The 24,209-nt window shown below is 69.6% G+C and carries 20 protein-coding genes, 1 tRNA gene and 1 riboswitch; of the genes, 12 read left to right on the top strand and 9 right to left on the bottom strand.

Going from position 1 to position 24,209, the window contains the following annotated elements:
* Positions 1-60: 60 nt before the first annotated feature.
* Positions 61-663 carry an NAD(P)H:quinone oxidoreductase gene (gene wrbA / locus ABB55_RS11640; RefSeq protein ID WP_054358947.1) on the bottom strand — a complete coding sequence of 201 codons (603 nt, stop codon included), beginning with the start codon at positions 661-663 and terminating at the stop codon, positions 61-63.
* 415 nt (positions 664-1,078) lie between these two features.
* Between wrbA and ABB55_RS11635 the strand changes: the two genes are divergently transcribed.
* A complete protein-coding gene (locus ABB55_RS11635; RefSeq protein ID WP_181184296.1) occupies positions 1,079-1,795 on the top strand; it encodes a L,D-transpeptidase in 717 nt (238 codons plus the stop codon).
* Between the two features lie 73 nt (positions 1,796-1,868).
* On the opposite strand, the gene ABB55_RS11630 is transcribed toward ABB55_RS11635, so the two are convergent.
* On the bottom strand, positions 1,869-2,432 hold the full coding sequence (locus ABB55_RS11630) for a cupin domain-containing protein (protein WP_054358946.1): 564 nt from the start codon (positions 2,430-2,432) through the stop codon (positions 1,869-1,871).
* 160 nt (positions 2,433-2,592) lie between these two features.
* Between ABB55_RS11630 and aptA the strand changes: the two genes are divergently transcribed.
* The gene (aptA, locus tag ABB55_RS11625) at positions 2,593-3,915 is read left to right on the top strand and encodes an omega-aminotransferase AptA (RefSeq protein ID WP_054362004.1); all 1,323 of its coding nucleotides are present in this window, start codon (positions 2,593-2,595) and stop codon (positions 3,913-3,915) included.
* Positions 3,916-5,150: 1,235 nt separating this feature from the next.
* Here aptA and rtcR read toward each other — a convergent pair.
* Positions 5,151-6,767, bottom strand: a complete 1,617-nt coding sequence (gene rtcR / locus ABB55_RS11620; RefSeq protein WP_054358945.1) for an RNA repair transcriptional activator RtcR — start codon at positions 6,765-6,767, stop codon at positions 5,151-5,153.
* Between the two features lie 154 nt (positions 6,768-6,921).
* A riboswitch (cobalamin riboswitch) is annotated at positions 6,922-7,148 on the top strand.
* A 211-nt stretch (positions 7,149-7,359) separates the two neighbouring features.
* On the opposite strand from rtcR, the gene ABB55_RS11615 reads away from it, so the two are divergent.
* Positions 7,360-7,581: a hypothetical protein gene (locus ABB55_RS11615; RefSeq protein ID WP_054358944.1), complete on the top strand. Its 222-nt coding sequence runs from the start codon at positions 7,360-7,362 to the stop codon at positions 7,579-7,581.
* A gap of 15 nt (positions 7,582-7,596) precedes the next feature.
* On the opposite strand, the gene ABB55_RS11610 is transcribed toward ABB55_RS11615, so the two are convergent.
* Complete coding sequence (locus ABB55_RS11610; RefSeq protein WP_054358943.1) at positions 7,597-8,670, bottom strand: LacI family DNA-binding transcriptional regulator; 1,074 nt, start codon at positions 8,668-8,670, stop codon at positions 7,597-7,599.
* A gap of 116 nt (positions 8,671-8,786) precedes the next feature.
* Between ABB55_RS11610 and ABB55_RS11605 the strand changes: the two genes are divergently transcribed.
* From ABB55_RS11605 to ABB55_RS11585, 5 genes are all read left to right on the top strand, one after another.
* Positions 8,787-9,803: a TRAP transporter substrate-binding protein gene (locus ABB55_RS11605; RefSeq protein WP_054358942.1), complete on the top strand. Its 1,017-nt coding sequence runs from the start codon at positions 8,787-8,789 to the stop codon at positions 9,801-9,803.
* 105 nt (positions 9,804-9,908) lie between these two features.
* On the top strand, positions 9,909-11,810 hold the full coding sequence (locus ABB55_RS11600) for a TRAP transporter large permease (RefSeq protein ID WP_054358941.1): 1,902 nt from the start codon (positions 9,909-9,911) through the stop codon (positions 11,808-11,810).
* Positions 11,811-11,850: 40 nt separating this feature from the next.
* Positions 11,851-12,390 carry a VOC family protein gene (locus tag ABB55_RS11595; RefSeq protein ID WP_054358940.1) on the top strand — a complete coding sequence of 180 codons (540 nt, stop codon included), beginning with the start codon at positions 11,851-11,853 and terminating at the stop codon, positions 12,388-12,390.
* Positions 12,391-12,401: 11 nt separating this feature from the next.
* A complete protein-coding gene (locus ABB55_RS11590) occupies positions 12,402-13,682 on the top strand; it encodes a ribulose-bisphosphate carboxylase large subunit family protein (RefSeq protein WP_054358939.1) in 1,281 nt (426 codons plus the stop codon).
* Positions 13,679-15,112, top strand: coding sequence for a four-carbon acid sugar kinase family protein (locus ABB55_RS11585; protein ID WP_244472023.1), 1,434 nt, complete (start codon positions 13,679-13,681; stop codon positions 15,110-15,112). Before ABB55_RS11590 ends, ABB55_RS11585 begins: the two co-directional genes overlap by 4 nt.
* A 267-nt stretch (positions 15,113-15,379) precedes the next feature.
* Here the strand turns inward: ABB55_RS11585 and ABB55_RS29685 are convergent, their stop codons facing one another.
* From ABB55_RS29685 to ABB55_RS11575, 3 genes are all read right to left on the bottom strand, one after another.
* Positions 15,380-15,664: a hypothetical protein gene (locus tag ABB55_RS29685; protein ID WP_152982013.1), complete on the bottom strand. Its 285-nt coding sequence runs from the start codon at positions 15,662-15,664 to the stop codon at positions 15,380-15,382.
* A 1,183-nt stretch (positions 15,665-16,847) separates the two neighbouring features.
* Positions 16,848-16,923 (bottom strand) — tRNA-Ala (locus ABB55_RS11580).
* A gap of 484 nt (positions 16,924-17,407) precedes the next feature.
* Positions 17,408-17,782 (bottom strand): TIGR02300 family protein, encoded by a 375-nt coding sequence (locus tag ABB55_RS11575; protein ID WP_054358938.1) that lies wholly within the window; start codon positions 17,780-17,782, stop codon positions 17,408-17,410.
* A 314-nt stretch (positions 17,783-18,096) separates the two neighbouring features.
* Between ABB55_RS11575 and aroA the strand changes: the two genes are divergently transcribed.
* Positions 18,097-19,449 (top strand): 3-phosphoshikimate 1-carboxyvinyltransferase, encoded by a 1,353-nt coding sequence (aroA, locus tag ABB55_RS11570; RefSeq protein ID WP_054358937.1) that lies wholly within the window; start codon positions 18,097-18,099, stop codon positions 19,447-19,449.
* Between the two features lie 147 nt (positions 19,450-19,596).
* Positions 19,597-20,370 carry a HesA/MoeB/ThiF family protein gene (locus ABB55_RS11565; protein ID WP_054358936.1) on the top strand — a complete coding sequence of 258 codons (774 nt, stop codon included), beginning with the start codon at positions 19,597-19,599 and terminating at the stop codon, positions 20,368-20,370.
* A gap of 96 nt (positions 20,371-20,466) precedes the next feature.
* On the opposite strand, the gene ABB55_RS11560 is transcribed toward ABB55_RS11565, so the two are convergent.
* A complete protein-coding gene (locus ABB55_RS11560; RefSeq protein WP_054358935.1) occupies positions 20,467-21,354 on the bottom strand; it encodes a prephenate dehydratase in 888 nt (295 codons plus the stop codon).
* A gap of 49 nt (positions 21,355-21,403) precedes the next feature.
* Positions 21,404-22,138, bottom strand: coding sequence for a 3-deoxy-manno-octulosonate cytidylyltransferase (locus tag ABB55_RS11555; protein WP_054358934.1), 735 nt, complete (start codon positions 22,136-22,138; stop codon positions 21,404-21,406).
* Between the two features lie 212 nt (positions 22,139-22,350).
* On the opposite strand from ABB55_RS11555, the gene ABB55_RS11550 reads away from it, so the two are divergent.
* Complete coding sequence (locus tag ABB55_RS11550) at positions 22,351-22,908, top strand: c-type cytochrome (RefSeq protein WP_083463551.1); 558 nt, start codon at positions 22,351-22,353, stop codon at positions 22,906-22,908.
* Positions 22,909-23,286: 378 nt separating this feature from the next.
* Positions 23,287-24,209, top strand: a 923-nt coding sequence (locus tag ABB55_RS11545) for an ABC transporter substrate-binding protein (RefSeq protein WP_244472022.1), incomplete at its 3' end; no start/stop codon positions are given.

Raw genomic sequence — 24,209 nt, 5'->3', positions numbered from 1 at the left:
ATGTTCCCCGTCGCGCGCTCACGCGTTTCTCCCCGGCCGTTTCGCCGGCCGAAGGCCCGATCAGGCCGCGGCGAGCTTGGCGGCGATGCGGGTGACGTGGGCGCCCTGGAAGCGCGCGCCGGCCAGTTCGGTCTCCGACGGCATGCGGCTGCCGTCGCCACCCGTGATGGTCGCCGCGCCATAGGGCGAGCCGCCGAGGATTTCGCCGAGGCCGGTCTGGGCACCGAACGAATAGGGCAGGCCGACGACCACCATGCCGTGATGCATCAGCGTCGGGATGAAGGTCAGGATGGTCGATTCCTGGCCGCCATGCTGGGTCGCGGTCGAGGTGAACACCGAGCCGACCTTGCCGATCAGCGCGCCCTTGGCCCAGAGCCCGCCGGTCTGGTCGAGGAAGTTGCGCATCTGCGCGGTCATGTTGCCGAAGCGGGTGCCGGTGCCGAAGATGATCGCGTCATATTCGGGCAGTTCGTCGACGGTGGCGATCGGCGCCGCCTGGTCGAGCTTGAAATAGGACTTCTCGGCGACCTCGCGCGGCACCAGTTCCGGAACGCGCTTGATGGTCGCTTCGCCGCCGGCCTCGCGCACGCCTTCGGCGACCGCGTTGGCCATGGTCTCGATATGGCCGTAGGAAGAATAGTAGAGCACCAGGACTTTGGTCATCGTTCGTCTCCGCCGGGGAGCGCACCCAACCGTTTCGGGGGCGTTCGGTCGGGCGGAACATGGCGCCACCGGGGGCGGGCGGAAAGCCCCCGGCGGCAAACTCATTGTTCATGCCGGTTGAACGGTGGACGCCCGGCTGCGGCGCCGCTCCCGGCATGGAATCGGCCGTCGCATGGTCGTCCTTTCCGGCGAGCCGAACCGGCAGTCCTGTTCACGATGCTGTCACCAGCCGGGCCGATCGGCGCCGATGGTCAGAATTCAGAAACAAAATCAACCGAATATCGGAGCCGGTCGCTGTTGCCGCGAAGCCATAGCGGCGTCGCTTCCCGAAATCGCCGCAATTCTGCGCGGATCGGGACCAACCCCTGTGGCGTTAAGGCTTGTGACTGAATTGCATGGACCGGAGGGGTTTGCCATGACCGACGTTTTCGAGACGGCCGCTGCGGGGCGCCGACCGTTCCTGGTGTCGCGCCGGATTTTCCTGGCCGGGCTGCCGCTGGCGCTGGCCGGATGCCAGACCGCGCGCCTGGAGCAGACGCCGCTCGAAATGCCGGCGGCCGTGCTGCCGCGGGTCGATCCCTATTACGCGGCCATGTACGGGCCGCTTGACGACGAACCCTTCCCGATCCCGGCGCTCGACGTGAGCAAGATCGAGCCGCGCTGGCTGCGCCAGCAGGTCGCCTTCGACGGCGCGGAGCGGGCCGGCACCGTGGTGGTCGATCCCGACCAGCGCCATCTCTATCTGGTCGGCGAGGGCGGCACGGCGATGCGCTACGGCATCGGCGTCGGCCGCGACGGCTTCGCCTGGAACGGCGAGGCGACCATCCGGCGCAAGGCCGCCTGGCCGACCTGGACGCCGCCGGCCGAAATGGTCAAGCGCGATCCGCGCGCCGCGCCCTATGCCAACGGCATGCCGGGCGGCCTCGACAATCCGCTCGGCGCGCGCGCCCTCTATCTCTATCAGGGCGATCGCGACACGCTCTACCGCATCCACGGCACCACCGAGCCGTGGAGCATCGGTCAGGCCGTGTCGTCGGGCTGCATCCGCCTGTTCAACCACGACATCATCGACCTGCACCGGCGCGTGCCGGTCGGCAGCCGGGTCGTGGTGCGGCCGAGCCGGATGGCCTGAACGAAGCCGCCCGTCCCCGGCGGGCGGCGATCAGAAGCCCGTCAGAAGCCGTCAGAAGCCCGTCAGAAGCTCGTCAGAAGCTCGGTGGCGTGCAGGCGGAGACCAGGATCAGGTCGCCGTCGCCGACATTGCGGAAGGCATGCGGGCGGCGGCTGTCGAACAGATAGGCATCGCCCGGGCCGAGCACGAAGCGCTCGCCGTCGACATCGAGCTGCATCAGGCCGCGGATCACGATGCCGGCCTCCTCGCCCTGATGGGTCAGCATGGTCTTGCCGGATTCCGCGCCCGGCCGGTAGCGCTCGTGCATCATCTGCAGCGTGCGGCCTGACAGGTCCGAGCCGACCTGCCGGTAGGAGACCGCGCCGCCGGCCAGTTCGGTCAGTTCCTCGGCGCGGAACACCACCTTCTCGCGCTCCGGCTCCTCGGCCGAGAAGAACTGCGCGATGCCCATGGGGAAGCCCGACAGCACCTGCTTCAGCGCCGCCACCGACGGGCTGACCCGGTTCGATTCGATCATCGAAACGGTCGCGTTGGAGACGCCGGCGCGCTTGGCCAGCGCGCGCTGCGAGAGGCCGTAGCGCGTGCGCAGGTCGCGCAGGCGCCGGCCGATGTCGATATCGCCGTCCGATCCGTTCATGCGTTCAATATACGGAACGGGCTGAACAGCGCCAAGCCGTGGACCGGGCTTCGCCGGTCCGGTACTGTTCGCGATCTCGATCATGCGGCCGGAACGGGGTTCCGGACGCGCGACTGTCATGGCGGGCGCCGGACGGATGGCGGCGCCGCGGGAGGTCCCGATGAACTATCAGCACCGCACCAACGATCTCGAAGCCTTCTGGATGCCCTTCTCGGCGAACCGCCAGTTCAAGAAGGCGCCGCGCATGCTCGTCTCGGCCGATCGGATGCACTATCGCACCGATGACGGCCGCAGCGTGCTCGACGGCACCGCGGGTCTCTGGTGCTGCAATGCCGGCCATAACCGGCCGAAGATCGTCGAGGCGATCCGCGCCCAGGCCGGCGAGCTCGACTATGCGCCGGCCTTCCAGATGGGCCACCCGAAGGTGTTCGAATTCGCCTCCAAGGTGGTCAATATCGCCCCCGAAGGCTTCGACCATGTCTTCTTCACCAATTCCGGCTCGGAATCGGTCGAGACCGCGCTGAAGATGGCGGTCGCCTATCATCGCGTGAAGGGCAACGGCTCCAAGTTCCGCCTGATCGGGCGCGAGCGCGGCTATCACGGGGTCAATTTCGGCGGCATCTCGGTCGGCGGCATCGTCTCCAACCGCAAGATGTTCGGCACGCTGCTGACCGGCGTCGACCATATCCGCCACACCCACGATCTCGCCCGCAACGCCTTCACGCGCGGCGAGCCCGAGCACGGCGCCGACCTCGCCGACGATCTGGAGCGTCTCGTCACCCTGCACGATGCCTCCACCATCGCGGCCGTGATCGTCGAGCCGGTCGCCGGCTCGACCGGCGTGCTGATCCCGCCGAAGGGCTACCTGCAGCGCCTGCGCGCGATCTGCGACAAGCACGACATCCTGCTGATCTTCGACGAAGTCATCACCGGCTTCGGCCGCCTCGGCACGCCCTTCGCGACCGACTATTTCGGCGTCTCGCCGGACATCATCGTCACCGCCAAGGGCATCACCAACGGCGTCATCCCGATGGGCGGCGTGTTCGTGAAGTCGAAGATCCACGACGCCTTCATGAACGGGCCGGAACACCTGATCGAGTTCTTCCACGGCTACACCTATTCGGGCAACCCGATCGCCTGCGCGGCCGGCCTCGGCACGCTGGAGACCTACAAGGAAGACGGCCTCCTGACCCGCGGCGCCGAACTCGCCCCCTACTGGGAGGACGCCCTGCAGTCGCTCAAGGGCCTGCCGCATGTCATCGACGTGCGCAACATCGGCCTGATCGGCGCCATCGAGCTGGAATCGATCCCAGGCGAGCCGACCAAGCGCGCCTTCTCGTGCTTCCTCGACGCCTTCGAGCGCGGCATCCTGATCCGCACCACCGGCGACATCATCGCCCTGTCGCCGCCCCTGATCATCTCCAAGGCCGAGATCGACCAGCTGATCGGCACCCTCGCCCAGGTCCTCAAGGACTCGATCTGACGATCCGGCCCCGCGAGAGGCCGATGTCGCAAGATCTCCCAACGGCTTCTTTCCTTCTCCTTCAAGGGGGCGAAGGGGAAGGAGCCGAGGGGGCGGGGTGGCCGGAAGTTGATTTCTCGAAATCTCTCAACGGCTTCCCCTTCGCCCCCTTGGGGGGGAGAAGGTGCCCGCAGGGCGGATGAGGGGGACGGGATCGCAACTGCCGCCGTCCTCACGGTTCCGCCTCGTTCCGCCTCGTTCCGCCTCGATCTGCCTCGGACCGGTGGTGCGGACTCCGCTGCGAAATCCTCCCCTCATCCGGCCTTCGGCCACCTTCTCCCCGGAGGGGCGAAGGGGAAGGAGCCGAGGGGCCGGGGGGTGGCGGGAGGTTGATTTCTCGAAATCTCTCAACAGCTTCCCCTTCGCCCCCTGGGGGGGAGAAGGTGCCCGCAGGGCGGATGAGGGGGACGGGATCGCAACCTCCGCCGTGCTCGCGGTCCCGCCTCGATCTGCCTTGGACCGGTGGCGCGGACTCCGCTGCGAAATCCTCCCCTCATCCGGCCTTCGGCCACCTTCTCCCCGGTGGGGCGAAGGGGAAGGGGCCGAGGGGTCGGGGGGATGGCGGGACGTCGAATTTCGAGATCTCTCAACGGCTTCCCCTTCGCCCCCTTGGGGGGGAGAAGGTGCCCGCAGGGCGGATGAGGGGGACGGGATCGCAACCGCCGCCGCCCTCGCGGTCCCGCCTCGATCCGCCTCGGACCGGTGGTGCGGAATGCGCTGCGAAATCCTCCCCTCATCCGGCCTTCGGCCACCTTCTCCCCGGAGGGGCGAAGGGGAAGGGGCCGAGGGGGCAGCGGGACGGCGGGAGGTTGATTTCTCGAGATCTCTCAACGGCTTCCCCTTCGCCCCCTTGGGGGGGAGAAGGTGCCCGCAGGGCGGATGAGGGGGATGGGATCGCAACTGCCGCCGTCCTCACGGTTCCGCCTCGTTCCGCCTCGTTCCGCCTCGGACCGGTGGTGCGGAATGCGCTGCGAAATCCTCCCCTCATCCGGCCTTCGGCCACCTTCTCCCCGGAGGGGCGAAGGGGAAGGAGCCGCGGGGGCGGGGGGATGGCGGGACGTCGAATTTCGAGATCTCTCAACGGCTTCCCCTTCTCCCCCGAGGGACGAAGGAGCCGAGGGGGCGGGGTGGCGACGGGAGGGGATCCCGATACGTCATCTTCCCTTCGCCCGCCCGGATGGCGGTGCGGCGCGCGCCTACCCGCCACGCTCCGTCACCGTCGCCCAGTCGAGGCCGAAGCGGGTGAGGTATTTGCGCAGGCGGTCGGCGTCGTTGGATGAGGCCTTGTCGAGGCGCGAGGCGGCGAAGAGGGTGCGGCCGGCGGCGCTGAGGCTCGGGCTCTCGCGGCAGATGCGGATCACCTCGGCGAGCTGGAAGCGGTCGAACGGGTCGATCCGGGCGAGCCGGTCGGCCTCGATGAGGCCGGCGAGCCGCGCCTCGGGGCCGTCGCGGCGCTGGCCGTGCCAGGTCGCCATCAGCCGGCCGATCTCCTCCTCGACCACCGCCTCGTCGATGCGGCCGCCCGGCGCGAGTGTGGCCATGCGGGTGATCGAGGCGCCGAGATCGCGGAAATTGGCCGACCACAGCGCATCCGCCGACAGCGCGAAGGCCATGTAGCGGGCGCGCGCCTGACGGTTGAAGGTGACGTTGACGCCCTCGCGCTCGGCGTGGCGCTTCAGTTCGAACTCGACATTCGGCTCGATGTCCTCGCGCCGGTCCTTCAGGCCGGGCAGGTCGAAGGTCCACAGGTTGAGCCGGGCGAGCAGGTCCTCGCGGAAGCGGCCGGCCGCGACGGCGGGGCCGAGATCGCGGTTGGTCCCGGCGATCAGCTGGAAGTCGCTCGCCGTCTCCCGATCGGCGCCGACGGGCAGGAAGCGCTTGTCCTCGATGGCGCGCAGGCACATGGCCTGTTCGTCGGGGCCGAGTTCGCCGATCTCGTCCAGGAACAGAATGCCGCCGTCGGCGCTCTTGAGGAGGCCGGCCCGCTCGGCGAGCGCGCCCGTGAAGGCGCCCTTGACGTGGCCGAACAGGGTCGACATGGCGCTGTCGCCGCGCAGGGTGGCGCAATTGACCTCGACGAACGGCCCGGCGACCTGCCGCCGCGTCTTCTTCAGATCGTAGATGCGCCGGGCAAGCTGCGACTTGCCGGCCCCGGTCGGCCCGGTCAGCAGCAGCGGCGCGCGCGAGCGCAGCGCCACCTGCTCGATCCGGTCGATCATCCGGTTGAAGGCCGGATTGCGGGTGGCGATGCCGGATTTCAGGAACGAGGTCGCCTCGACGGTCTCGGCCCGGAAGCGGCGCGCGATCCGGTCGTAGCGGGAGAGATCGAGATCCGTGATCGTGTAGCCGCCCGGCGCGCCGTCCTTCCAGCGCTTCGGCGGGGTCAGCTGTACGATCCGGCCCGGCACATAATGCGCCTCGGCGAGCAGGAACCAGCAAATCTGCGCCACATGGGTGCCGGTGGTGATGTTGACGAGGTAGTCCTCGGCCTCCGGATCGAACGGATAGGCGCGGCAATAATCGTGCAGCGCGGCGAAGACCTCCTCGAAATCCCAGGGGTCGGTCAGGTTCATCTCGACCTGACGGACCTCGGTCGTCGGCGAGATGGCGCGCATGTCGGCCGCCAGCGTATCGGCCAGATCCGAATGGCGCGCATCGCGCAGGAGTTCGTAGCGGTCGACCGGGAGGCTCGGATGGGCGCACATGGCGACCGTCGGCCGCCACTTGTCGAAGCGCCGGTCGGCGCGGCCGGCATCCAGCACGGTGCCGATGAAGCCCAGCACGACGCGGCGTTTCGAAGGCGATTCGGACATGGACGGGCTCCGCCTGAGGCGCGCGAGAGTAGTCCGTGGTGCCGGCCTGTCGAGACGGCCGAACGCCGGGGCGGGGGCGTCGGTGCTTCGGGCTGGCGCGCCGGCCGCAGGTGTCGTCCTGCGGGATTCGATTGACCGGGCCGAAGCCGGACGCCTATGCTTGCTGCGTCACGGTCCTTCGCGAGACGATCGCGCGGGCTAAGAGGGAATCCGGTGCGTCCGCTCAGGCGGGCAAGGCCGGAGCTGCCCCCGCAACTGTCGGCGGTGAGCCGGTGCTCCACCATGGTCACTGCATCGTCCGGGCAACCCGGGCGGTGCGGGAAGACGGGGCACCGGTGATGACCCGCGAGCCAGGAGACCTGCCGTGGCGCGAGAAGAACCAAGGTCCGGGCGGGGTGCACCGGCGGAGGCTTCGTCGACGCCACGCGTCCGCTTCCGGCGGATCTGCGTCCGCCGCCGCGCCGTCCGCCGCGCTCTCCGCCGCACCCGAGCGGAGGGCTCCATGACGGACATCGATCGCATTTCAGCCACCTGGCTTGCCGCATCGGAGCGGGCCGGACGTCGCAGACGCGGCGCTCGGACCGCAAGGCCGTTGCGGACCGCCGCGCCGTCGACGGCCGATACCGCCGCGGTGCTGCTCAGCCTCGCCGCCTCGGCGGAGAGCGAGACCGATTTGCGTCGTCTTGCCGCCGCCATGACGCCGGCCCTTGCGGAAGCGGACCTGACCGCCGCACTCGACGAAGCGGCCTGGCGCGTCGCCCGGCTGATCGATCTGTGCCTTGCCGACCCGTCGCGGCCGTCCGCATTCACGTGACGGCGGCGGCCGGCATCAGGGCAGGTTCTCGCGGAAGACCACCTCGGAGCGGGCCGGTTCGACGCCGTCCCCGGGCGGCCGGCCAGCGCGGATATTGGCGAAGATCGAGACGCAGTTCATCAGCGAACCGTGCGGGTTCTGCGTGATGACCGCGTCCATGGTGCCGTCGACGAGCAGTTCGCGCACCTCCGGCGTCAGGCCGTGGCCGATCAGCACCACGTCCTGGTCGCGCCGCGCCTCCTTCAGCGCCTTGGCGATGCCCTCCGGGCCGCCGCCGATGCAGTAGATGCCGGCCAGATCCGGGTGCCGGGCGAGCAGCATCCGGGTCTGACGGTAGTTCTTGGCCTGGTCGTCGTAGCCCTCGCGCAGGCCGACCACCTCGATCGCCGGATAGGCCTCCTGGAACATGTGCAGGAAGCCCATCTCGCGCTCGCCATGGGCGCGGTAGCTGAGACTGCCGGCGATCATCGCCACCTTGGCCGGGCGCGGGCCGATGAAGCGGGCCATCAGATAGGCGGCCGTGCGCCCGGCGGCGCGGTTGTCGAGCCCGACATAGGCGGCGCGGCGGGCAAGGCCGATGTCGGAGATCAGCGTCACGGTCGGCACGCCGCGGTCGGCCAGGGCGTTGACCGCCTCGCGCACCGCCGGATGGTCGATGGCCATGAAGACGACGCCGTCGACATCGCGGCCGAGCTCCTTCAGATGCCGGCCGAGCAGGTCGGGGTTGAAGCTCTCGATGAAGTCGACCCGCGCCCGCATGTTGAAGCCGGCGAGTTGGTCGGTCGCCCCGGTGATCAGCCGGCCGAGGCCGGCCAGGAAGCGGTTGGTGCCGGCGGGCAGCACGAAGGCCAGCCGCATCGGCTGCAGCGCCGCGGCGGGATCGGGCGGCAGTTCGACCGCATAGCCGATCTCCGCCGCCGCCCGCATCACCCGCTGCACCGTCGGCGCCCGGACCCCGGGCCGCCCGTTCAGGACGCGGTCGACGGTCGCCGTCGAGACGCCCGAGAGGCGCGCCACATCGGCGATGCGCGGCAGCCGGCTCTGGCGCGGCCGGCCCGGCGGCGAGGGTGAGTTGGGGGGCTCCGTCATCAAATATCCCATCAAAGTCCATCAAAAACGATGTTTGACGGATCATGCCATCAATTCTTATCGTGGAAGAGGATCAAGAACCATCAAAATCAATCATAACCTCGAGGAACGCGCCCATGGCCATCCTGACCCGCCGCACCCTTCTGAAGTCGCTGGCCGCCGCGCCGGCCGTCGTCGCTCTGGGCCGCCCGGGCATCGCCCGCGCCGCCGAGTTCGATCTGAAATACGGCAACAACCTGCCGGTCACGCATCCGCTCAACGTCCGCGCCCAGGAGGCCGTCGAGCGCATCGCCAAGGAGACCAATGGGCGGGTCCAGATCCAGATCTTCCCGAACAATCAGCTTGGTGGCGACACCGACATGCTCTCGCAGGTCCGCAGCGGCGGCATCACCTTCTTCACGCCGTCCGCCCTGGTCATCGCCACCCTGGTGCCGGCGGCCGCGATCAATGCGGTCGGCTTCGCCTTCGCCGATTACGACCAGGTCTGGGGCGCGATGGACGGCAAGGTCGGCGCCCAGGTCCGCGCCGAGATCGCCAAGGTCAACCTCTATGCCTTCGAGAAGATGTGGGACAACGGCTTCCGCCAGATGACCACCTCGGGCAAGCCGATCCAGACCGCCGCCGACATGGCCGGCCTCAAGATCCGCGTGCCGGTCAGCCCGCTGTCGATCTCGATGTTCAAGGGCCTCGGCGCGGCCCCGGCCAGCCTGCAATTCTCCGAGGTCTATTCGGCGCTGCAGACCAAGGTGGTCGACGCGCAGGAGAACCCGCTGCCGATCATCCAGGTGGCCAAGCTCTACGAGGTGCAGAAGGCCTGCGCGCTGTCGAACCACATCTGGGACGGCTTCTGGTTCATCGCCAACGGCCGCGCCTGGAAGGGCCTGCCGGAGGACCTGCAGAAGATCGTCGCCGGTGCGATCAACGATGCCGGCATGAAGCAGCGCGACGACATCCGCAAGCTCAACGCGACGCTGCAGGCCGATCTGGAAGCCAAGGGCCTCGCCTTCAACCGCACCAGCCCGGACAGCTTCCGCGCCAAGCTGCGCGAGGCCGGCTTCTACGCGGAATGGAAGGGCCGCTTCGGCGACGAGGCCTGGGGCCTCCTGGAAGGCGCGGTCGGCAAGCTCGCCTGACGCCGCCGCAGGGGTCCGATCGGGACGGATGCTACCCGTCCGTCTCGCGAACCCGCACCACCAACGCCTTGATCGCTCGCCATGCTCGAACCGAGTACGACGGATATGCACGCCGCCGCGCGCCCCGCCACCGCGGGCCCTTCCGACGTCGCCCTGACGGGCGCGCCGACCGGCCTTGCCGCGCTCGCGGCGCGGGCCGATCACGTCATCGGCACCGCCGTCGAGTGGGTCGCGGCCGCGATCGTGCTGGTCGAGATCGCCATCCTGGCGGCGGGCGTCACCGCCCGCTACCTGTTCCACACGCCGCTGGTCTGGTCGGACGAACTGGCCTCGATCCTGTTCCTGTGGCTCTCCATGCTGGGGGCCGTGGTGGCGCTCCGGCGCGGCGAGCACATGCGCATGACCGGGCTGGTCTCCCGGGTCTCGCCGGGCGCCCGGGCCTTCCTGGAGGCGCTGGCGCTGACCGCGTCGATCGTGTTCCTGCTGCTGATCTTCCACCACGCGCTCGACTACGCGCAGGAGGAGGGCTTCATCGTCACCCCGGCCTTGGAGATCAGCAACGCCTGGCGGGCGGCCGCGATCCCGACCGGCATCGCCCTGATGCTGGCGGCGGCGCTCGCGCGCTTCGTCCGGCTGCATGCGCGCGGCCCCGCGTTCGCCGCGATCCTGGTCGCCGCCGGCCTGGTCGCGCTGTTCTGGTGGGCCGGGCCGATGCTGAAGCCGCTCGGCAAGCTCAACCTGGTGATCTTCTTCGTCGGCGTCGTCGCCACCAACGTCTTCGCCGGCGTGCCGATCGCCTTTTCCTTCGCGCTCGCCACCTTCGGCTATCTGGCGCTGACCACCTCGACACCGCTCCTGGTCATGGTCGGCCGGCTCGACGAGGGCATGAGCCATCTGATCCTGCTGGCCGTGCCGCTGTTCGTCTTCCTCGGCCTCCTGATCGAGATGACCGGCATGGCGGCCGCCATGATCCGCTTCCTGGCCAGCCTGCTCGGCCATGTCCGCGGCGGTCTCTCCTATGTGCTGATCGGGGCGATGTATCTGGTCTCCGGCATTTCCGGATCGAAGATCGCCGACATGGCCGCGATCGCCCCGGTGCTGTTCCCGGAGATGAAGGCGCGCGGCGCCAAGCCGGGCGATCTGGTCGCGCTGCTCTCCGCCACCGGTGCGCAAACCGAGACCATCCCGCCCTCGATCGTGCTGATCACCATCGGGTCGGTCACCGGCGTGTCGATCGCGGCGCTGTTCACCGGCGGCATGCTGCCGGCGGTGGTGCTCGGCCTCGCCCTGTGCGCGGTCGTCTGGCGCCGCTACCGGCACGAGGACTTGAGTCATGTCGTGCGGGTGCCGGCGCCCGAGATCCTGAAGCTCGCGCTGGTCGCCCTGCCGGCGATCGCGCTGCCCTTCGTCATCCGCGCCGCGGTCGTCGAGGGCGTCGCCACCGCCACCGAGGTCTCGACCATCGGCATCGCCTATTCGGTGGTGATGGGGCTCGTCGTCTATCGCCGCTTCGACTGGCGCCGGATCGGCCCGATGCTGATCGAGACCGCCTCGCTGACCGGCGCCATCATCTTCATCGTCGGCTGCGCCACCGCGATGGCCTGGGGGCTGACCCAGTCCGGCTTCTCGCAGGACCTCGGGCGCATCATGGCCGCATTGCCGGGCGGCGCCTGGGGCTTCCTGGCCGTCTCGATCGTCGCCTTCGTGATCCTCGGCAGCGTGCTCGAGGGCATCCCGGCGATCGTCCTGTTCGGCCCGCTGCTCTTTCCGATCGCCCGCCAGGTCGGCGTGCACGAGGTCCACTACGCCATGGTGGTCATCCTGGCCATGGGCATCGGCCTGTTCGCCCCGCCTTTCGGCGTCGGCTACTACGGCGCCTGCGCGATCTCCAAGGTCAATCCGGACGAAGGCCTCCGGCATATCGGCGGCTACATGCTGGCCCTGATCCTCGGCCTCCTGGTCGTCGCCGCCGTGCCGTGGCTGTCGACCGGCTTCCTGAAATTCTGATCCGCTCCCCCTCGGCTCCCTCTTTGGAAGGCATCTCCCGATGAGTCGCTTCTTCGGCCATATCCGCCAGGCCGGCTATGTCGTGCCGGATATCGAAAAGGCCATGGACTACTGGAGCCGCGTGCTCGGCGTCGGCCCGTTCTTCTACAATCCGAAGGTTCCGATCCGGAACTACCAGTATCGCGGCGTCGCCTACGAGCCGCACAACTCGGTCGCGCTGGCCAATTCCGGTCCGCTGCAGATCGAGCTGATCCAGTGCCGCAACGACGTGCCGTCGATGTATCGCGACTTCCGCGACGCCGGCCATACCGGCCTGCAGCATGTCGCCTACTGGACCTCCGACTACGACGCCGACCTCGACCGGCTGACCGCACAGGGCTTCAAGGCGGTGATGAGCGGCGAGGTCGGCGAGCGCGGCCGTTTCGTCTATTTCGATACCGAGTATCATCCGGGCACGGTGATCGAACTGTCGGAGGTCGCCGGGCCGAAGGGCGAGATGTTCCGCCTGATCCGCGAGGCTTCCGAGGGCTGGGACGGCAGCGATCCGGTGCGGCCCTTCCCCGATCTGTCCAAGCTCTGAGGACGCCGCCCGTGCCGCAAGCATCCGAGCGCTACGAGGCGCGCTACCTGATCGAGACGCCGCTCGATCCCGAGGCGGTTGCCGGGATCATGGCCGGCGAGCAGAGCTGCGGCACCTTCATCCGCGTGCAAGGCGAGACCGATGCGCTGCGCGACCGGGCCCGCGCGGCGATCATCGGCGTCGAGGAGCTCGAACCGGCCGCGGCGCCGAGCCTGCCCAACGCCTGGCTCGACCGCAAGGCGATCGGCGGCCCCTGGCGCCGGGCGCGGGTGACCTTGTCCTTTCCGGTCGCCAATGTCGGCGCCAACCTGGCGACCCTCGCCGCAACGGTCGCCGGTAATCTCTACGATCTCGGCGAGGTGACCGGGCTCCGCCTGGAGAGTCTCCGCCTGCCCTGGTCGTTCCGGCGCCGCTTTCCGCTGCCGGCGCAGGGCATTGCCGGCACCCGGCGGCTGACCGGCGTGCCAGCGGGCGTGATGGTCGGTTCGATCATCAAACCCAATGTCGGATTGAGCGCCGCGGAAACCGGTGCCCTGGTCGGGCAGCTCTGCGCGGCCGGGCTCGATTTCATCAAGGACGACGAGATCGCCGCCGATCCCGATCACGCGCCGCTTGCCGAGCGCATTCCGGCCGTCATGGCCGCCGTGCGGCGCCATCGGGATCGGACCGGCAAGGCCGTGATGGTCGCCTTCAACATCACCGACGAGACCGACGCCATGCGCCGGCATGCCGACCTGGTCGCCCGCGAGGAGGGCACCTGCGTGATGGCGAGCCTCAACTGGTGCGGCTTCTCGGCGATCGAAACCCTGCGCCGCTCGACCGATCTGGTCATCCACGGCCACCGCAACGGCTATGGCGCCATCTCGCGCCATCCCATGCTCGGCATCTCGTTCCAGGCCTACCAGACGCTGTGGCGGCTGGCCGGCGTCGATCACATGCATGTCCACGGCCTGCAGGGCAAGTTCGCCCAGGAGGACGCGGAGGTCGTCGCCTCGGCGCGCGATTGCGCGGCGCCGCTGACCGACGGCACCGACGATCGCGTCCTGCCGGCCTTCTCGTCCGGCCAATGGGCCGGCACGGCACCGGCGACCCACGCGGCGGTCGGCCATACCGACCTCCTGTTCATGGCCGGCGGCGGCATCATGGCCCATCCGGACGGCCCGGCGGCGGGCGTTGCCAGCATCCGGCAGGCCTGGGCGGCGGTCGCGGCCGGCCGGCCGCTCGATGTGGCCGCCCGTGAGCATGCCGAACTGGCCCGTGCGCTGGCCTTCTTCGGCGGAGCCCGCGGATGATGGCGGGGCGGTGGGCGACGAAGGCCCCGCGCGTCGGCTGGTACGGCGACGATTTCACCGGCGCCAGCGACACGCTGGCGACCTGGGCCGAACGCGGCTTCCGGGCCGTCCTGCTGACCCGCATCCCCGAGGCCGCACGGCTCGCCGCGCTCGGCCCGCTCGACGCGGTCGGTCTGGCCGGCGCGACCCGGTCGCTCGATCCGGCCGCGATGGCGCGCGAACTCGACCCCGCCGGCCGCTTCTTCGCCGGTCTCGGCGTCGACCTGCTGCATTACAAATGCTGCTCGACCTTCGACAGCGCGCCGCAGGTCGGCAGCATCGGCGCCGCGGTGGCGGCGCTACGCCCGCATTTTCCGCATCCGACCCTGCCGATCGTCGGCGGACAGCCGAATCTCGGCCGCTACTGCCTGTTCGGCCAGCTTTTCGCGACCGCCGGGGCGGGCGGCGAGGCCTACCGGATCGACCGGCACCCGACCATGAGCCGGCATCCGGTCACGCCGATGGACGAAGCCGACCTGCGCCTGCATCTCGCCCGCCAGGGTCTGGGAGATCTCGGTCTGGTCGACTACCCGACCTACGCGCTGCCGCCCGCCGAGGCGACCGCCAGGGTCGCGGCGCTTGCGGCGACGCATCCGGGCCTGCTGTTCGACGTTTCGCGCGAGCAGGATCTCGCCATCATCGGCGAATGGCTGTGGACCTGGGCCGAACGGGCGCCGCTGGTCGCCGTCGGCGCCAGCAGCGTCGCCCGCGCGCTCGCCGCCGCCTGGCCGGCAACGCGGGCCGGAACCCCCGCGGTGCCGATGTCCGGCCCATCCATGCCCAGCCGGCCCATGCCCGGCCCATCCATGCCCGGCCCATCTGCGGCCGCGGGACCTGTCTTCGTGCTGGTCGGCAGCCTGTCGCCGGTCACCCGGGCGCAGATGGCGCAGGCGACGCGCTACGAGACCGTCGCGCTGGATGTGGCCCGGCTCATCGCCGAGGACGCCTATCGCGACGCACAGGCCGTCCGCATCGCGGAAGGCCTCGCCGCCGGCCGTCCCATGCTCGCCGCAACCGGTCTGCCCGGCGCCGAAGCCGTCGAGGCGGGCGCGGGAGCGGCCGGAGCCGGCGCGGGGGCTGCCAAGGCGGGTGCCGACCCGCAGCCCCGGTTCGGGACGCTTCAGGTCGCCGAGGCCACCGCGCGCCTCGCAGCGGCGGTCCTGAGCCGCATTCGGCCCGCCCGCACCTGCATCGCTGGCGGCGACACGTCGAGCCTCGCCATCCAGGCGCTCGGGCTCTGGGGCCTCTCGCATATCGCCACGCTCGGACCCGGCGCCGCCCTCTGCCGCACCCATGCCGACCGGGCCGCCATGGACGGTCTGGAGATCATGCTCAAGGGCGGTCAGATGGGCCAGCCGACCCTGTTCGACGACCTCGTGGTCGGGCTCTGACATCCGCGTCCCGCCCATGTCGGATCGAATGGACCACGCAATCGAAGCGTGATTGGCTCAGAAGCACGGGTCGGATGGTTCCATCCGCTTCGATCGAACCACGAGCCGGCGGCCGAACCCGCTGCCGCGCGCCATCGCCCCGCTCGCTGTCGCCCCACCCGATATCGAACGTCCGGCACAGGCCCCGCCATCGCCGCGGGCGATCGCCGTTGCCGCCGCGGCGGGTGGCGATGGCCGAGCCGTGGGGTCGGCCAAGCCATGCCGTCCCTACAGCAGGACGTAGCTGACGATCATGCCGAAGACGGTCCCGGCCATGCCGGCACCCAGCACATAGTACATCGGCCGCACGTCGACGGCCTGCCGTTCCCGTGGCTCGGAAACACGTGCCAGTTTGGCTCCGGTCGACTCCAGGTGCTGCCCGGATATCGAATTCTCGTCGGACTCGGGCGTGGGAGCAGGGGCGCGCATCGCGGCCGGCGCCGATGACTCCGGGCTGTAGATGGGCTCCGGGACGGGATGTGGGACCGAACGGGGATCGGGGAGCGGTGTCATGGCTGCCTCCTGGGTTGTGGGCGGAAAAGGTCGCGGGATCGCGATCGCGGCGAACGGACCGTGCGTGCCTCGCGGGGCCTCCGGCGAAAGCCGTCCGGATGAGACCGGTCGGGCGGACCGAAGGCCGTCATCGGCGACCGGCCCGGCACGGCGGGATGCCGCGATGGACGAGGGACTCAGACGCCCTTGGGGCCTTGCGCATCGCGCGGATACGGCTTTTCGGCCTCCGGGCGGTCCGGCATGGGGTCTTCGCGGCGTTCGTCGGGAGCGCCGGGCTGCCCGGCGATGGGTGGCGTCTGGTAGCCGGGACTGTTCGCCGATTGGGGCTTTCGCTCCAACCCGCTTTCAGGACTTCCCGAGCGACGTTTGCTTGCTGATGTCATGCATCATCCTGTCTGCGAGCGATGTTTTTGCGAGAGCGCTGACATCCCAACGCGACACCGACCGAACAGGTTCCCCGTACACAGAATGCCGAGACGCGAATGATTGATGGGCAATTGAAAGGACAAGCTTGAGATCTTGCTCTCGATCACCGTGAACTGGACAAGCCGGCCCCGACGGCGTTTTCACCGTCGGGATCGATGCCGTTCCGGACGGCCGTCGCCGGGCGGCATCCCGCGGCGCCGGAGGCGACGTCGCCGGAACGGCCGCTCGGGCCGGCCAGCCCGCCGCGTGCCGATATCGCCGAAGACCAAGGGGTGGCGGATTGCGGCCCGCGCCGCGTCGTCCCGGAACGGCTTGGCGACCAGGACGCCCGGCTCGGGATGTGCTGTCCGGTCAGCCGCGATTCGCGACAGGCGCGGCGAAGATCACCGGGACCTCGAAGCGTTCGAGAATTTCGATGGCAGCCTCGAACCCGCAACGGCCGTCGGAGAGCTGCCATGCCGGTCTGCACCGAGTCCGGGCCGCTCGGCCCTGTCGATCGCGCCCCGCTGGCTTGGACGGCGCTCTGCCGGCGTGGGCGGTGCCCGGAGGGCTTGGGCGGGGCCTTCCGGGCGTGGGCGGTGCCACGCGGGCTTGGGAGGCGCCCCGATGGCGCTGCCGAAGGCGGCGCTCGGCCCGAGCCTCGGCTTCCATCGTCACCGATCGGTTTCGGCCGCCGCTTCGAATTCCTTCCCGGCCGCCGAAAACACGAAAGCCGCCCCATGGGCGGCTTGTGCAAGCGGTCGATTGTCTTGAGAATTGGTGGAGCCAAGGGGAGTCGAACCCCTGACCTCTTGAATGCCATTCAAGCGCTCTCCCAACTGAGCTATGGCCCCACATTCTCGAACCGGGTCTTGGGTGGGCCCGGCTGACGGCGCGGTGTGTAAGCCGAAGCTCGCCGTCGATCAAGAGGTTATTTCACTTTGCCGGAATTTCTCCGGCAAGGAAGTCGTTGCGAAGGGCGATTTCGAACCCGATCCGGCCCGGACGCCGGTCTTCGAAGCGTCGGAACGGCCCGGAATGCCTCGGTTTTGGCCGCTGCAGTCGGGCACCGCCTGCGGTGTCCGGAGTTTTCCACAGGCTTCCCGGCTGCCTCGCCGGGACCGCGCCATCGGAACCGTGCCATCGGAACCGTGCCATCGGAACCGTGCGCCATCGCGAACTCGCGTCATCACGTCCGGGCGCGATCCGTCGTCCGTCTCCGCCCGCGGTCCCGCAGGAGCGGCCCGCGCGACCGGCAGGGTCATGGCCGACCCGGCAAATCCGGCGGGCCGGCAGCCGCGGTCGGCAGGGCGGAGCCGACGCCCCGCCCGGGCCGCCTCAGCGCTCTTCGTCCTCGCCGGCGACATCGATGTCGATGCCGTCGATCTCGTCGTCCTCCTCGGCTTCGAGGAAGGTATCGTCCTCGTCGTCGGGGATGTCGGCGATCTCTTCGTCCTCGATGCCGGGCACCGCCTCGTCCGCGTTCTCGTCCGCCTCCGCTTCTTCCAGCGGCACGAATTCGATCGGAGCGGCCTCGTCGACCTCTTCCTCAGCCTCTTCGACGGCCGGAGCCGCCTTGGCGCGCGACACGACGGCCGCCACCGTGAACAGGGTGCCGCATTTCGGGCAGAGGATCGGATCGCGGTTCAGGTCGTAGTATTTGGTGCCGCAGTTCGGGCAGAGCCGCTTGGTTCCGAGCTCGGGTTTGGCCACGGATCGTCTCTCCGGGATGTCGGGTGGTCAAAAGGAAATCACGGCATAGTCGCTGGCAGGCGCCCTGTCAAAACGGAAATGCGCGGAAATCCGCGGCCGGGATCGGCGATGCCGAATGCCGCGTGCAAACTCCGCCGAGGCTGCCGGCATGTCCGGACCCCGGTCCTGGCGGCGCCGGCCGGGCGACGTCCGCCGCGCCCGCCTGCCGCAGCGTCGGGCCGGTGTGCCTGTGCAGCGGGCGGATGACGGGGCGGGGCCGGCATGGTAGGACGGCGCCCGATCCCGACGACCCACGCGCCCTTCCGGAGCCGACCATGGCCCATGCTTCTGCCGGCACGCCTCTTTCCGCCCTGGCCTCCGGCCCGCTGACCGGCCGCATCCGCGTCCCCGGCGACAAGTCGATCTCGCATCGCTCGCTGATGTTCGGCGCCGTCACGGTCGGCGAGACGCGCATCGAGGGCCTGCTGGAGGCCGAGGACGTGCTCGGCACGGCCGCCGCGATGCGGGCGCTCGGCGCCACGGTGACGCGCGACGGCGAGGGCCTCTGGCGCGTCTCCGGGCTCGGCGTCGGCGGCCTGCTGGAACCGGAATCCGTGCTCGATTTCGGCAATGCCGGCACCGGCTCGCGGCTGACCATGGGCCTTGTCGGCGGCCATGCCGTGGCGGCCACCTTCGTCGGCGACGCCTCGCTGTCGCGCCGGCCGATGGGCCGCGTGCTCGACCCGCTGCGCCGGATGGGCGTCGAGGTGATCGCCCGCAAGGGCGACCGTCTGCCGCTGACCCTGCGCGGCCCCGACACGGTCATCCCGATCGAATACCGCGTCCCCGTGCCGTCCGCGCAGGTGAAGTCCGCGGTGCTGCTGTGCGGCCTCAATTCGCCCGGCGTGACGACCGTGATCGAGCCTGTCGCCACCCGCGACCATACCGAGCGGATGCTGGTCGGCTTCGGCGCGGCGCTGGAGGTGACGGCCGGACCGGCCGGCGAACGCGTCATCCGCCTGCAGGGCCGTCCGAGCCTGAAGCCGCAGGCGATCACGGTGCCGGGCGATCCGTCCTCGGCCGCCTTCGCGATCGTCGCTGGCCTGATCGTGCCGGGGTCGGATGTCACGGTCGAGAACGTGCTGCTCAATCCGCTGCGCACCGGCCTGTTCACCACGCTCCTGGAGATGGGCGCCGACCTGACCATCGAGAACGAGCGCGTCACCGGTGGCGAGCGCATCGGCGACGTGCATGTCCGGTCGAGCCGGCTCAAGGGCGTCGCCGTGCCGCCGGAGCGGGCGCCGTCGATGATCGACGAATATCCGATCCTGTCGGTCGCGGCGGCCTTCGCGGAGGGCGACACCTTCATGGACGGGCTCGAGGAGCTGCGCGTCAAGGAGAGCGACCGGCTGTCCGCCGTCGCCCACGGGCTCGCCGCCAACGGCGTCCCGGTCGAGGAGGGCGAGACCAGCCTCAAGGTGATCGGCGGCACCCGCCGGATCGGCGGCGGCACCGTGCCGACCCATCTCGACCATCGCATCGCCATGTCGTTCCTGGTCATGGGGCTGGCCGGGCAGGCGCCGGTCACGGTCGACGACACCGCCACGATCGCGACCAGCTTCCCGTCCTTCCTCGGCCTGATGACCGGTCTCGGCGCCCGCTTCGAGGCACCGCAGAGCGCGGACTGAACGCCAGGCGTCCGGCATTGCCCGTCCGCACCGTGCCGGACTGTCGGCGGCGCCGTACCGGCAGCGTCCTCGGGAGATACAGTCTGGGGAGGCGGGCCGTCGCCGGCGACGGTGCGGCGGCCCGGCCCCATCGGGAAGGGAGGCCGCATGTTCGACCCGGATGAACTGGAGCGCTATGCCCGCCACATCGTGCTGCGCGAACTGGGCGGGCCGGGCCAGCAGAAGCTGAAGGCGGCGCGCATCCTGGTGATCGGCGCCGGCGGGCTCGGCGCGCCGGTGCTGCTCTATCTGGCGGCCGCAGGCGTCGGCACGCTCGGCATCGTCGACGACGACGCGGTCTCGCTCTCCAACCTGCAGCGCCAGGTGATCCACGCCACGCCGGATGTCGGGCGGCCGAAGGTCGAGAGCGCCGCCGCGGCGATCGGGCGCATCAACCCGCATGTCCGGGTCGAGTCCCATGCGGTCCGGCTCGATGCCGGCAATGCGCCGGCGCTGGTCGCGGCCTATGACGTGGTGGTCGACGGCTCCGACAATTTCGCCACCCGCTACCTGGTCTCCGACACCTGCTTCCGGGCCGGCCGGCCGCTGGTGACCGCCGCCGTCTCCGAATATGACGGCTCGCTCACCACGCTGATGCCGCATCGGGCCGGACCCGACGGGCGGCCGAACCCGACCTATCGCTGCCTGTTCCCGGAACCGCCGCCGGAGGGCCTGGTGCCGTCCTGCGCGGTCGCCGGTATCCTCGGTGCCCTGACCGGCACGATGGGGTCGCTGCAGGCCCTGGAGGCGATCAAGATCGTCGCCGGCATCGGCGAGCCGCTGATCGGCCGGCTCCTGATGTTCGATGCCCGCGCCCTGCGCTTCGAGACGGTGCGCTACCGCTGGGACCCGGACAATCCGCTCAACGGCACCGGCCGCTGAGGCGCCCGGTCCAGACATCCCGGTCCAGGCGCCCCAATCTAGGCGCCTCAGTTAAGGCGTTCCGGACCGGGCCGTCGTGCCGGCGGTTCGGGCCGGTCACATGCCGCGCACGGCCGGACGCAGGCGGGCGCTCTCGATATCCTTGACGCGGGCGCGGAACGGGCTCGCCCGGTAGACGCCGAGGATGCGGGCGGAGGCGAAGAAGGACAGTTCCTCCAGCGCACGGCCGAGGTCGATCTCGTCCGGATGGCCTTCCACGTCGGCCAGGAACTGGGTCGCCGTGAAGGTGCCGCCGACCATGTAGCTTTCCAGCCGGGTCATGTTGATGCCGTTGGTGGCGAAGCCGCCGAGCGCCTTGTAGAGCGCTGCCGGCACGTTGCGCACCTCGAACACGAAGGTGGTCATGATCGGCCCGACGCCCGGCGCGGCGCGCAGATCTTCCGGCGACAGGATGATGAAGCGGGTCGTGTTGTGCTGGTCGTCCTCGATATCCGCCTTGAGGATGTCGAGGCCGTAGATCTCGGCGGCGAGCCGCGACGAGATGGCGGCGCGGGTCGGGTCGCCGGCATCGGCGATCTGGCGGGCCGAACCGGCCGTGTCGGCGCCGACGACGGCGGCGAGCCCGAGCTGGCGCAGGCTCTGACGGCATTGGCCGAGCGCCTGCGGGTGGCTCTGGGCGGAGACGATCGCGTCGAGGCGGGCGCCCTTCAGGCCGACCAGCTGATGGCGGATCGGCAGGAAATACTCGCCGATGATGTGCAGCGCCGACTGCGGCAGCAGATGATGGATGTCGGCGACGCGGCCGGCGATCGAATTCTCGACCGGAATCATGCCGAGGTCCGCCGAGCCAGACTGGATCGCCGCGAAGCAGTCCTCGAAGGTCTGGCACGGCACCGCCTCGTAGTCGGGATAGACCTCGCGGCAGGCGATGTGCGAGTTGGCGCCGGGCTCACCCTGGAAAACGATCTTCTTGCGGCCGGTCATCGGCGTATCCTTCGGAAGGCTGCGAAGCGGGATGCGGAAAGCGGCAGGATCAGCGCGACAGGAGCGCGCGGGCCTTGTGCAGGTCTTCGGGCGTGTCGACGCCGAGCGGGACGGTGTTGACGATGCCGACATCGATCCGCATGCCGGCCTCCAGCGCGCGCAACTGCTCCAGCTTCTCGCGCTTCTCGAGCGGGGAGGGCGGCAGCGTCACGAAGCGTTCGAGCGCCGTGCGGCGATAGGCATAGAGGCCGATATGGTGATAGAGCGGCCCGGGGCCGGTCGGAGCGGTGGCGCGGGTGAAGTAGAGCGCGCGCAGGCGATCCGGCCCGATCGGCGTGCCGACGGCCTTGACCACGTTCGGATTGGTCTTCTCCTCCTCGACCGTGATCTCCGCCGCGATGGTGGCGATGTCCACCGCCGGATCGTCGAGCGGCGCGAAGGCGGCCTTGACGGCGGCGGCCTCGATGGTCGGCAGGTCGCCCTGCACGTTGACCACCACGTCGAACCGCCCGTCCGGATCGTAGCGGTTCAGCGCCTCGAAGATGCGGTCGGAGCCGGAGGGATGGTTGGGGTCGGTCAGCACGGCCTCGCCGCCGGCCGCGATCACCACGTCGGCGATGCGCTGGTCGTCGCACGCGATCACGACCGGGCCGATGCCGGCCTCGACGCCGCGCCGCCAGACATGCACGATCATCGGCGTGCCGAGAATGTCGGCGAGCGGCTTGCCGGGCAGCCGCGTGGCGGTCATGCGGGAGGGGATCAGGACGACGGCGCGGTCGGACATGACGGGTCGCTTTCGGCGCAGAACGGTTAGACGGAAGTGTCGCTGGGTCTGGACCCGCGGCCGCTTTATACGTATGGACAGGCCTGCGGGAAAGCTTGTAGTTTCCGCCCGCCTTGGAACCCCGGGCTGCCCCGGCGGTGCCCGCCTGTGCGCGCCCGCCTCCCCAAGGGCGACCCTCAAGATCCCGACCGGATGACCGGAGCTTCGATCCGATGGATTCCTTCGAGTTTAACAAGATCGCCGGCGCCGTGCTGGGCACCTGCCTGTTCACCCTGGGCCTCGGCGTGCTCTCCGAAATCATTTTCCACTCGCCGGCTCCGGCCAAGCCGGGCTTCGAAGTGGCGACCGCCGAGGCGTCCGGCGGCAGTGCCGGCGGCGGACAGGCCGAAAGCGCGGCCGTGGCCGCCACGCCGATCGCCGAACGGCTGAAGACCGCGACTGCGGACGACGGCAAGAAGGTGTTCGGCAAGTGCAGCTCCTGCCACAACCCCGACAAGGGCGGCAAGAACGGGACCGGCCCGAATCTCTGGGGCGTCGTCGGCGGGCCGCTCGGCCATGCCGAGGGCTTCGCCTATTCGGCCGGCATCAAGGAAGGCGCCGCGGCGGGCCAGAAATGGGACTTCGCCCATCTGGACGAGTTCCTGGCCAATCCGGCCGGCGTCGTGAAGGGCACCAAGATGAGCTTCAAGGGCCTGCCCAAGCCGGAAGAGCGCGCCGCCGTGATCGCCTATCTGCGCTCGCTGTCGGACAATCCGGTGCCGCTGCCCTGAGCCGGCGGCCCCCGGGCCCCGGAATGGATGTCAAAGGCCGGCCGTCGCGCCGGCCTTTTCGTATCTGCGCCCTTCGAAGCGCCGGGTTTCGCGCTGCCGCCGATACCGGCAGGCTGCGAAAATTCGTCATAATGTCGTGACCCCATGTGGAAACGGTGCCGGGGCGACTAATATCCCGCATCATCCCGCGGTGTCGCACCGGCGCCGCGGTCCTGCCCTGACCGAACGGAGTGCCCGTCGCCGATGCGCCAGTCGAAGATCGCCGCAGGTTTCGCCGCCCCCGTTTCCGCCGCTTCGGTCCGTCACCCGCGGTCCCCAGTGGCCGCCCTGCGGGCCAGGGTGACCGCCCTGCGGTCCAGGGTGACCGCCCTGCGTGTTATGGTTTTCGGCGCCGTTCTGGCGACCGGCCTGGCCTCGGCACCCGGCCTGCGCGCCGAGGAGCCGCAATGGCGGCACGGCCTGTCGCTGATGGGCAGCGTCAAATATCCGGCCGATTTCAAGCATTTCGACTATGTCAACCCGAAGGCGCCGCGCGGCGGGGTGCTGCGCATGAGCGCGGAGGGCACCTTCGACAGCTTCAACGCCATCCTGCCGAAGGGCAGTGCCGCGGCCGGGATCGGTCTCCTCTACGACAGCCTGATGGCCTCCGCCTATGACGAGATCTCGACCGAATACGGCCAGATCGCCGAGGCGGTGAAGTATCCGGACGATTTCGCCTGGGCGGCCTATCGTCTGCGCGCCGGCGCGAAGTGGCATGACGGCACGCCGATCACGCCGGAAGACGTGGTCTGGAGCCTGGAAAAGCTGAAGGACCTGTCGCCCCAGCAGGCCTTCTATTATCGCAGCGTGGTCAAAGCCGAAGTCACCGGCGAGCGCGAGGTCACCTTCCGGTTCGACCAGACCGGCAACCGCGAGCTGCCGCAGATTGTCGGTCAGTTGACGGTGCTGCCGAAGCACTGGTGGGAGGGAACCGGCCCCGACGGCCAGAAGCGCGACATCGGCAAGACCACCCTGGAACCGCCGCTCGGCAGCGGCGCCTACAAGATCAAGTCCTTCGATCCCGGCAAGCGCGTCGTCTACGAGCGGGTCAAGGACTATTGGGCCGACACCCTGCCGGTCAATGTCGGCCAGAACAATTTCGATGAGATTCGCTACGACTACTATCGCGACGACACGGTCGAACTGGAGGCCTTCAAGGGCGATCAGTTCGACGTGCGCTTCGAGAGCTGGAGATCCTGCAGGAGGCAAAGACCAAAGTTCCGGTGCCGGAGGAGGTCTTCACCAAGCCCTTCGCCAATCCG

Source organism: Prosthecodimorpha hirschii (assembly GCF_001305515.1).
GTDB lineage: Bacteria > Pseudomonadota > Alphaproteobacteria > Rhizobiales > Ancalomicrobiaceae > Prosthecodimorpha > Prosthecodimorpha hirschii.
This window is presented reverse-complemented; position numbering and strand designations above follow the sequence as displayed.

Excerpts from the sequence above, each read along its gene's own strand:
- ABB55_RS29685 (WP_152982013.1), bottom strand. The coding sequence starts at position 15,664 with ATGACACCGCTCCCCGATCCCCGTTCGGTCCCACATCCCGTCCCGGAG.
- ABB55_RS11585 (WP_244472023.1), top strand. The coding sequence starts at position 13,679 with ATGATGGCGGGGCGGTGGGCGACGAAGGCCCCGCGCGTCGGCTGGTAC.
- ABB55_RS11610 (WP_054358943.1), bottom strand. The coding sequence starts at position 8,670 with ATGACGGAGCCCCCCAACTCACCCTCGCCGCCGGGCCGGCCGCGCCAG.
- aroA (WP_054358937.1), top strand. The coding sequence starts at position 18,097 with ATGGCCCATGCTTCTGCCGGCACGCCTCTTTCCGCCCTGGCCTCCGGC.
- aptA (WP_054362004.1), top strand. The coding sequence starts at position 2,593 with ATGAACTATCAGCACCGCACCAACGATCTCGAAGCCTTCTGGATGCCC.
- wrbA (WP_054358947.1), bottom strand. The coding sequence starts at position 663 with ATGACCAAAGTCCTGGTGCTCTACTATTCTTCCTACGGCCATATCGAG.
- ABB55_RS11595 (WP_054358940.1), top strand. The coding sequence starts at position 11,851 with ATGAGTCGCTTCTTCGGCCATATCCGCCAGGCCGGCTATGTCGTGCCG.
- ABB55_RS11635 (WP_181184296.1), top strand. The coding sequence starts at position 1,079 with ATGACCGACGTTTTCGAGACGGCCGCTGCGGGGCGCCGACCGTTCCTG.
- ABB55_RS11565 (WP_054358936.1), top strand. The coding sequence starts at position 19,597 with ATGTTCGACCCGGATGAACTGGAGCGCTATGCCCGCCACATCGTGCTG.
- ABB55_RS11560 (WP_054358935.1), bottom strand. The coding sequence starts at position 21,354 with ATGACCGGCCGCAAGAAGATCGTTTTCCAGGGTGAGCCCGGCGCCAAC.
- ABB55_RS11605 (WP_054358942.1), top strand. The coding sequence starts at position 8,787 with ATGGCCATCCTGACCCGCCGCACCCTTCTGAAGTCGCTGGCCGCCGCG.
- ABB55_RS11630 (WP_054358946.1), bottom strand. The coding sequence starts at position 2,432 with ATGAACGGATCGGACGGCGATATCGACATCGGCCGGCGCCTGCGCGAC.
- ABB55_RS11550 (WP_083463551.1), top strand. The coding sequence starts at position 22,351 with ATGGATTCCTTCGAGTTTAACAAGATCGCCGGCGCCGTGCTGGGCACC.
- ABB55_RS11600 (WP_054358941.1), top strand. The coding sequence starts at position 9,909 with ATGCACGCCGCCGCGCGCCCCGCCACCGCGGGCCCTTCCGACGTCGCC.
- ABB55_RS11555 (WP_054358934.1), bottom strand. The coding sequence starts at position 22,138 with ATGTCCGACCGCGCCGTCGTCCTGATCCCCTCCCGCATGACCGCCACG.
- rtcR (WP_054358945.1), bottom strand. The coding sequence starts at position 6,767 with ATGTCCGAATCGCCTTCGAAACGCCGCGTCGTGCTGGGCTTCATCGGC.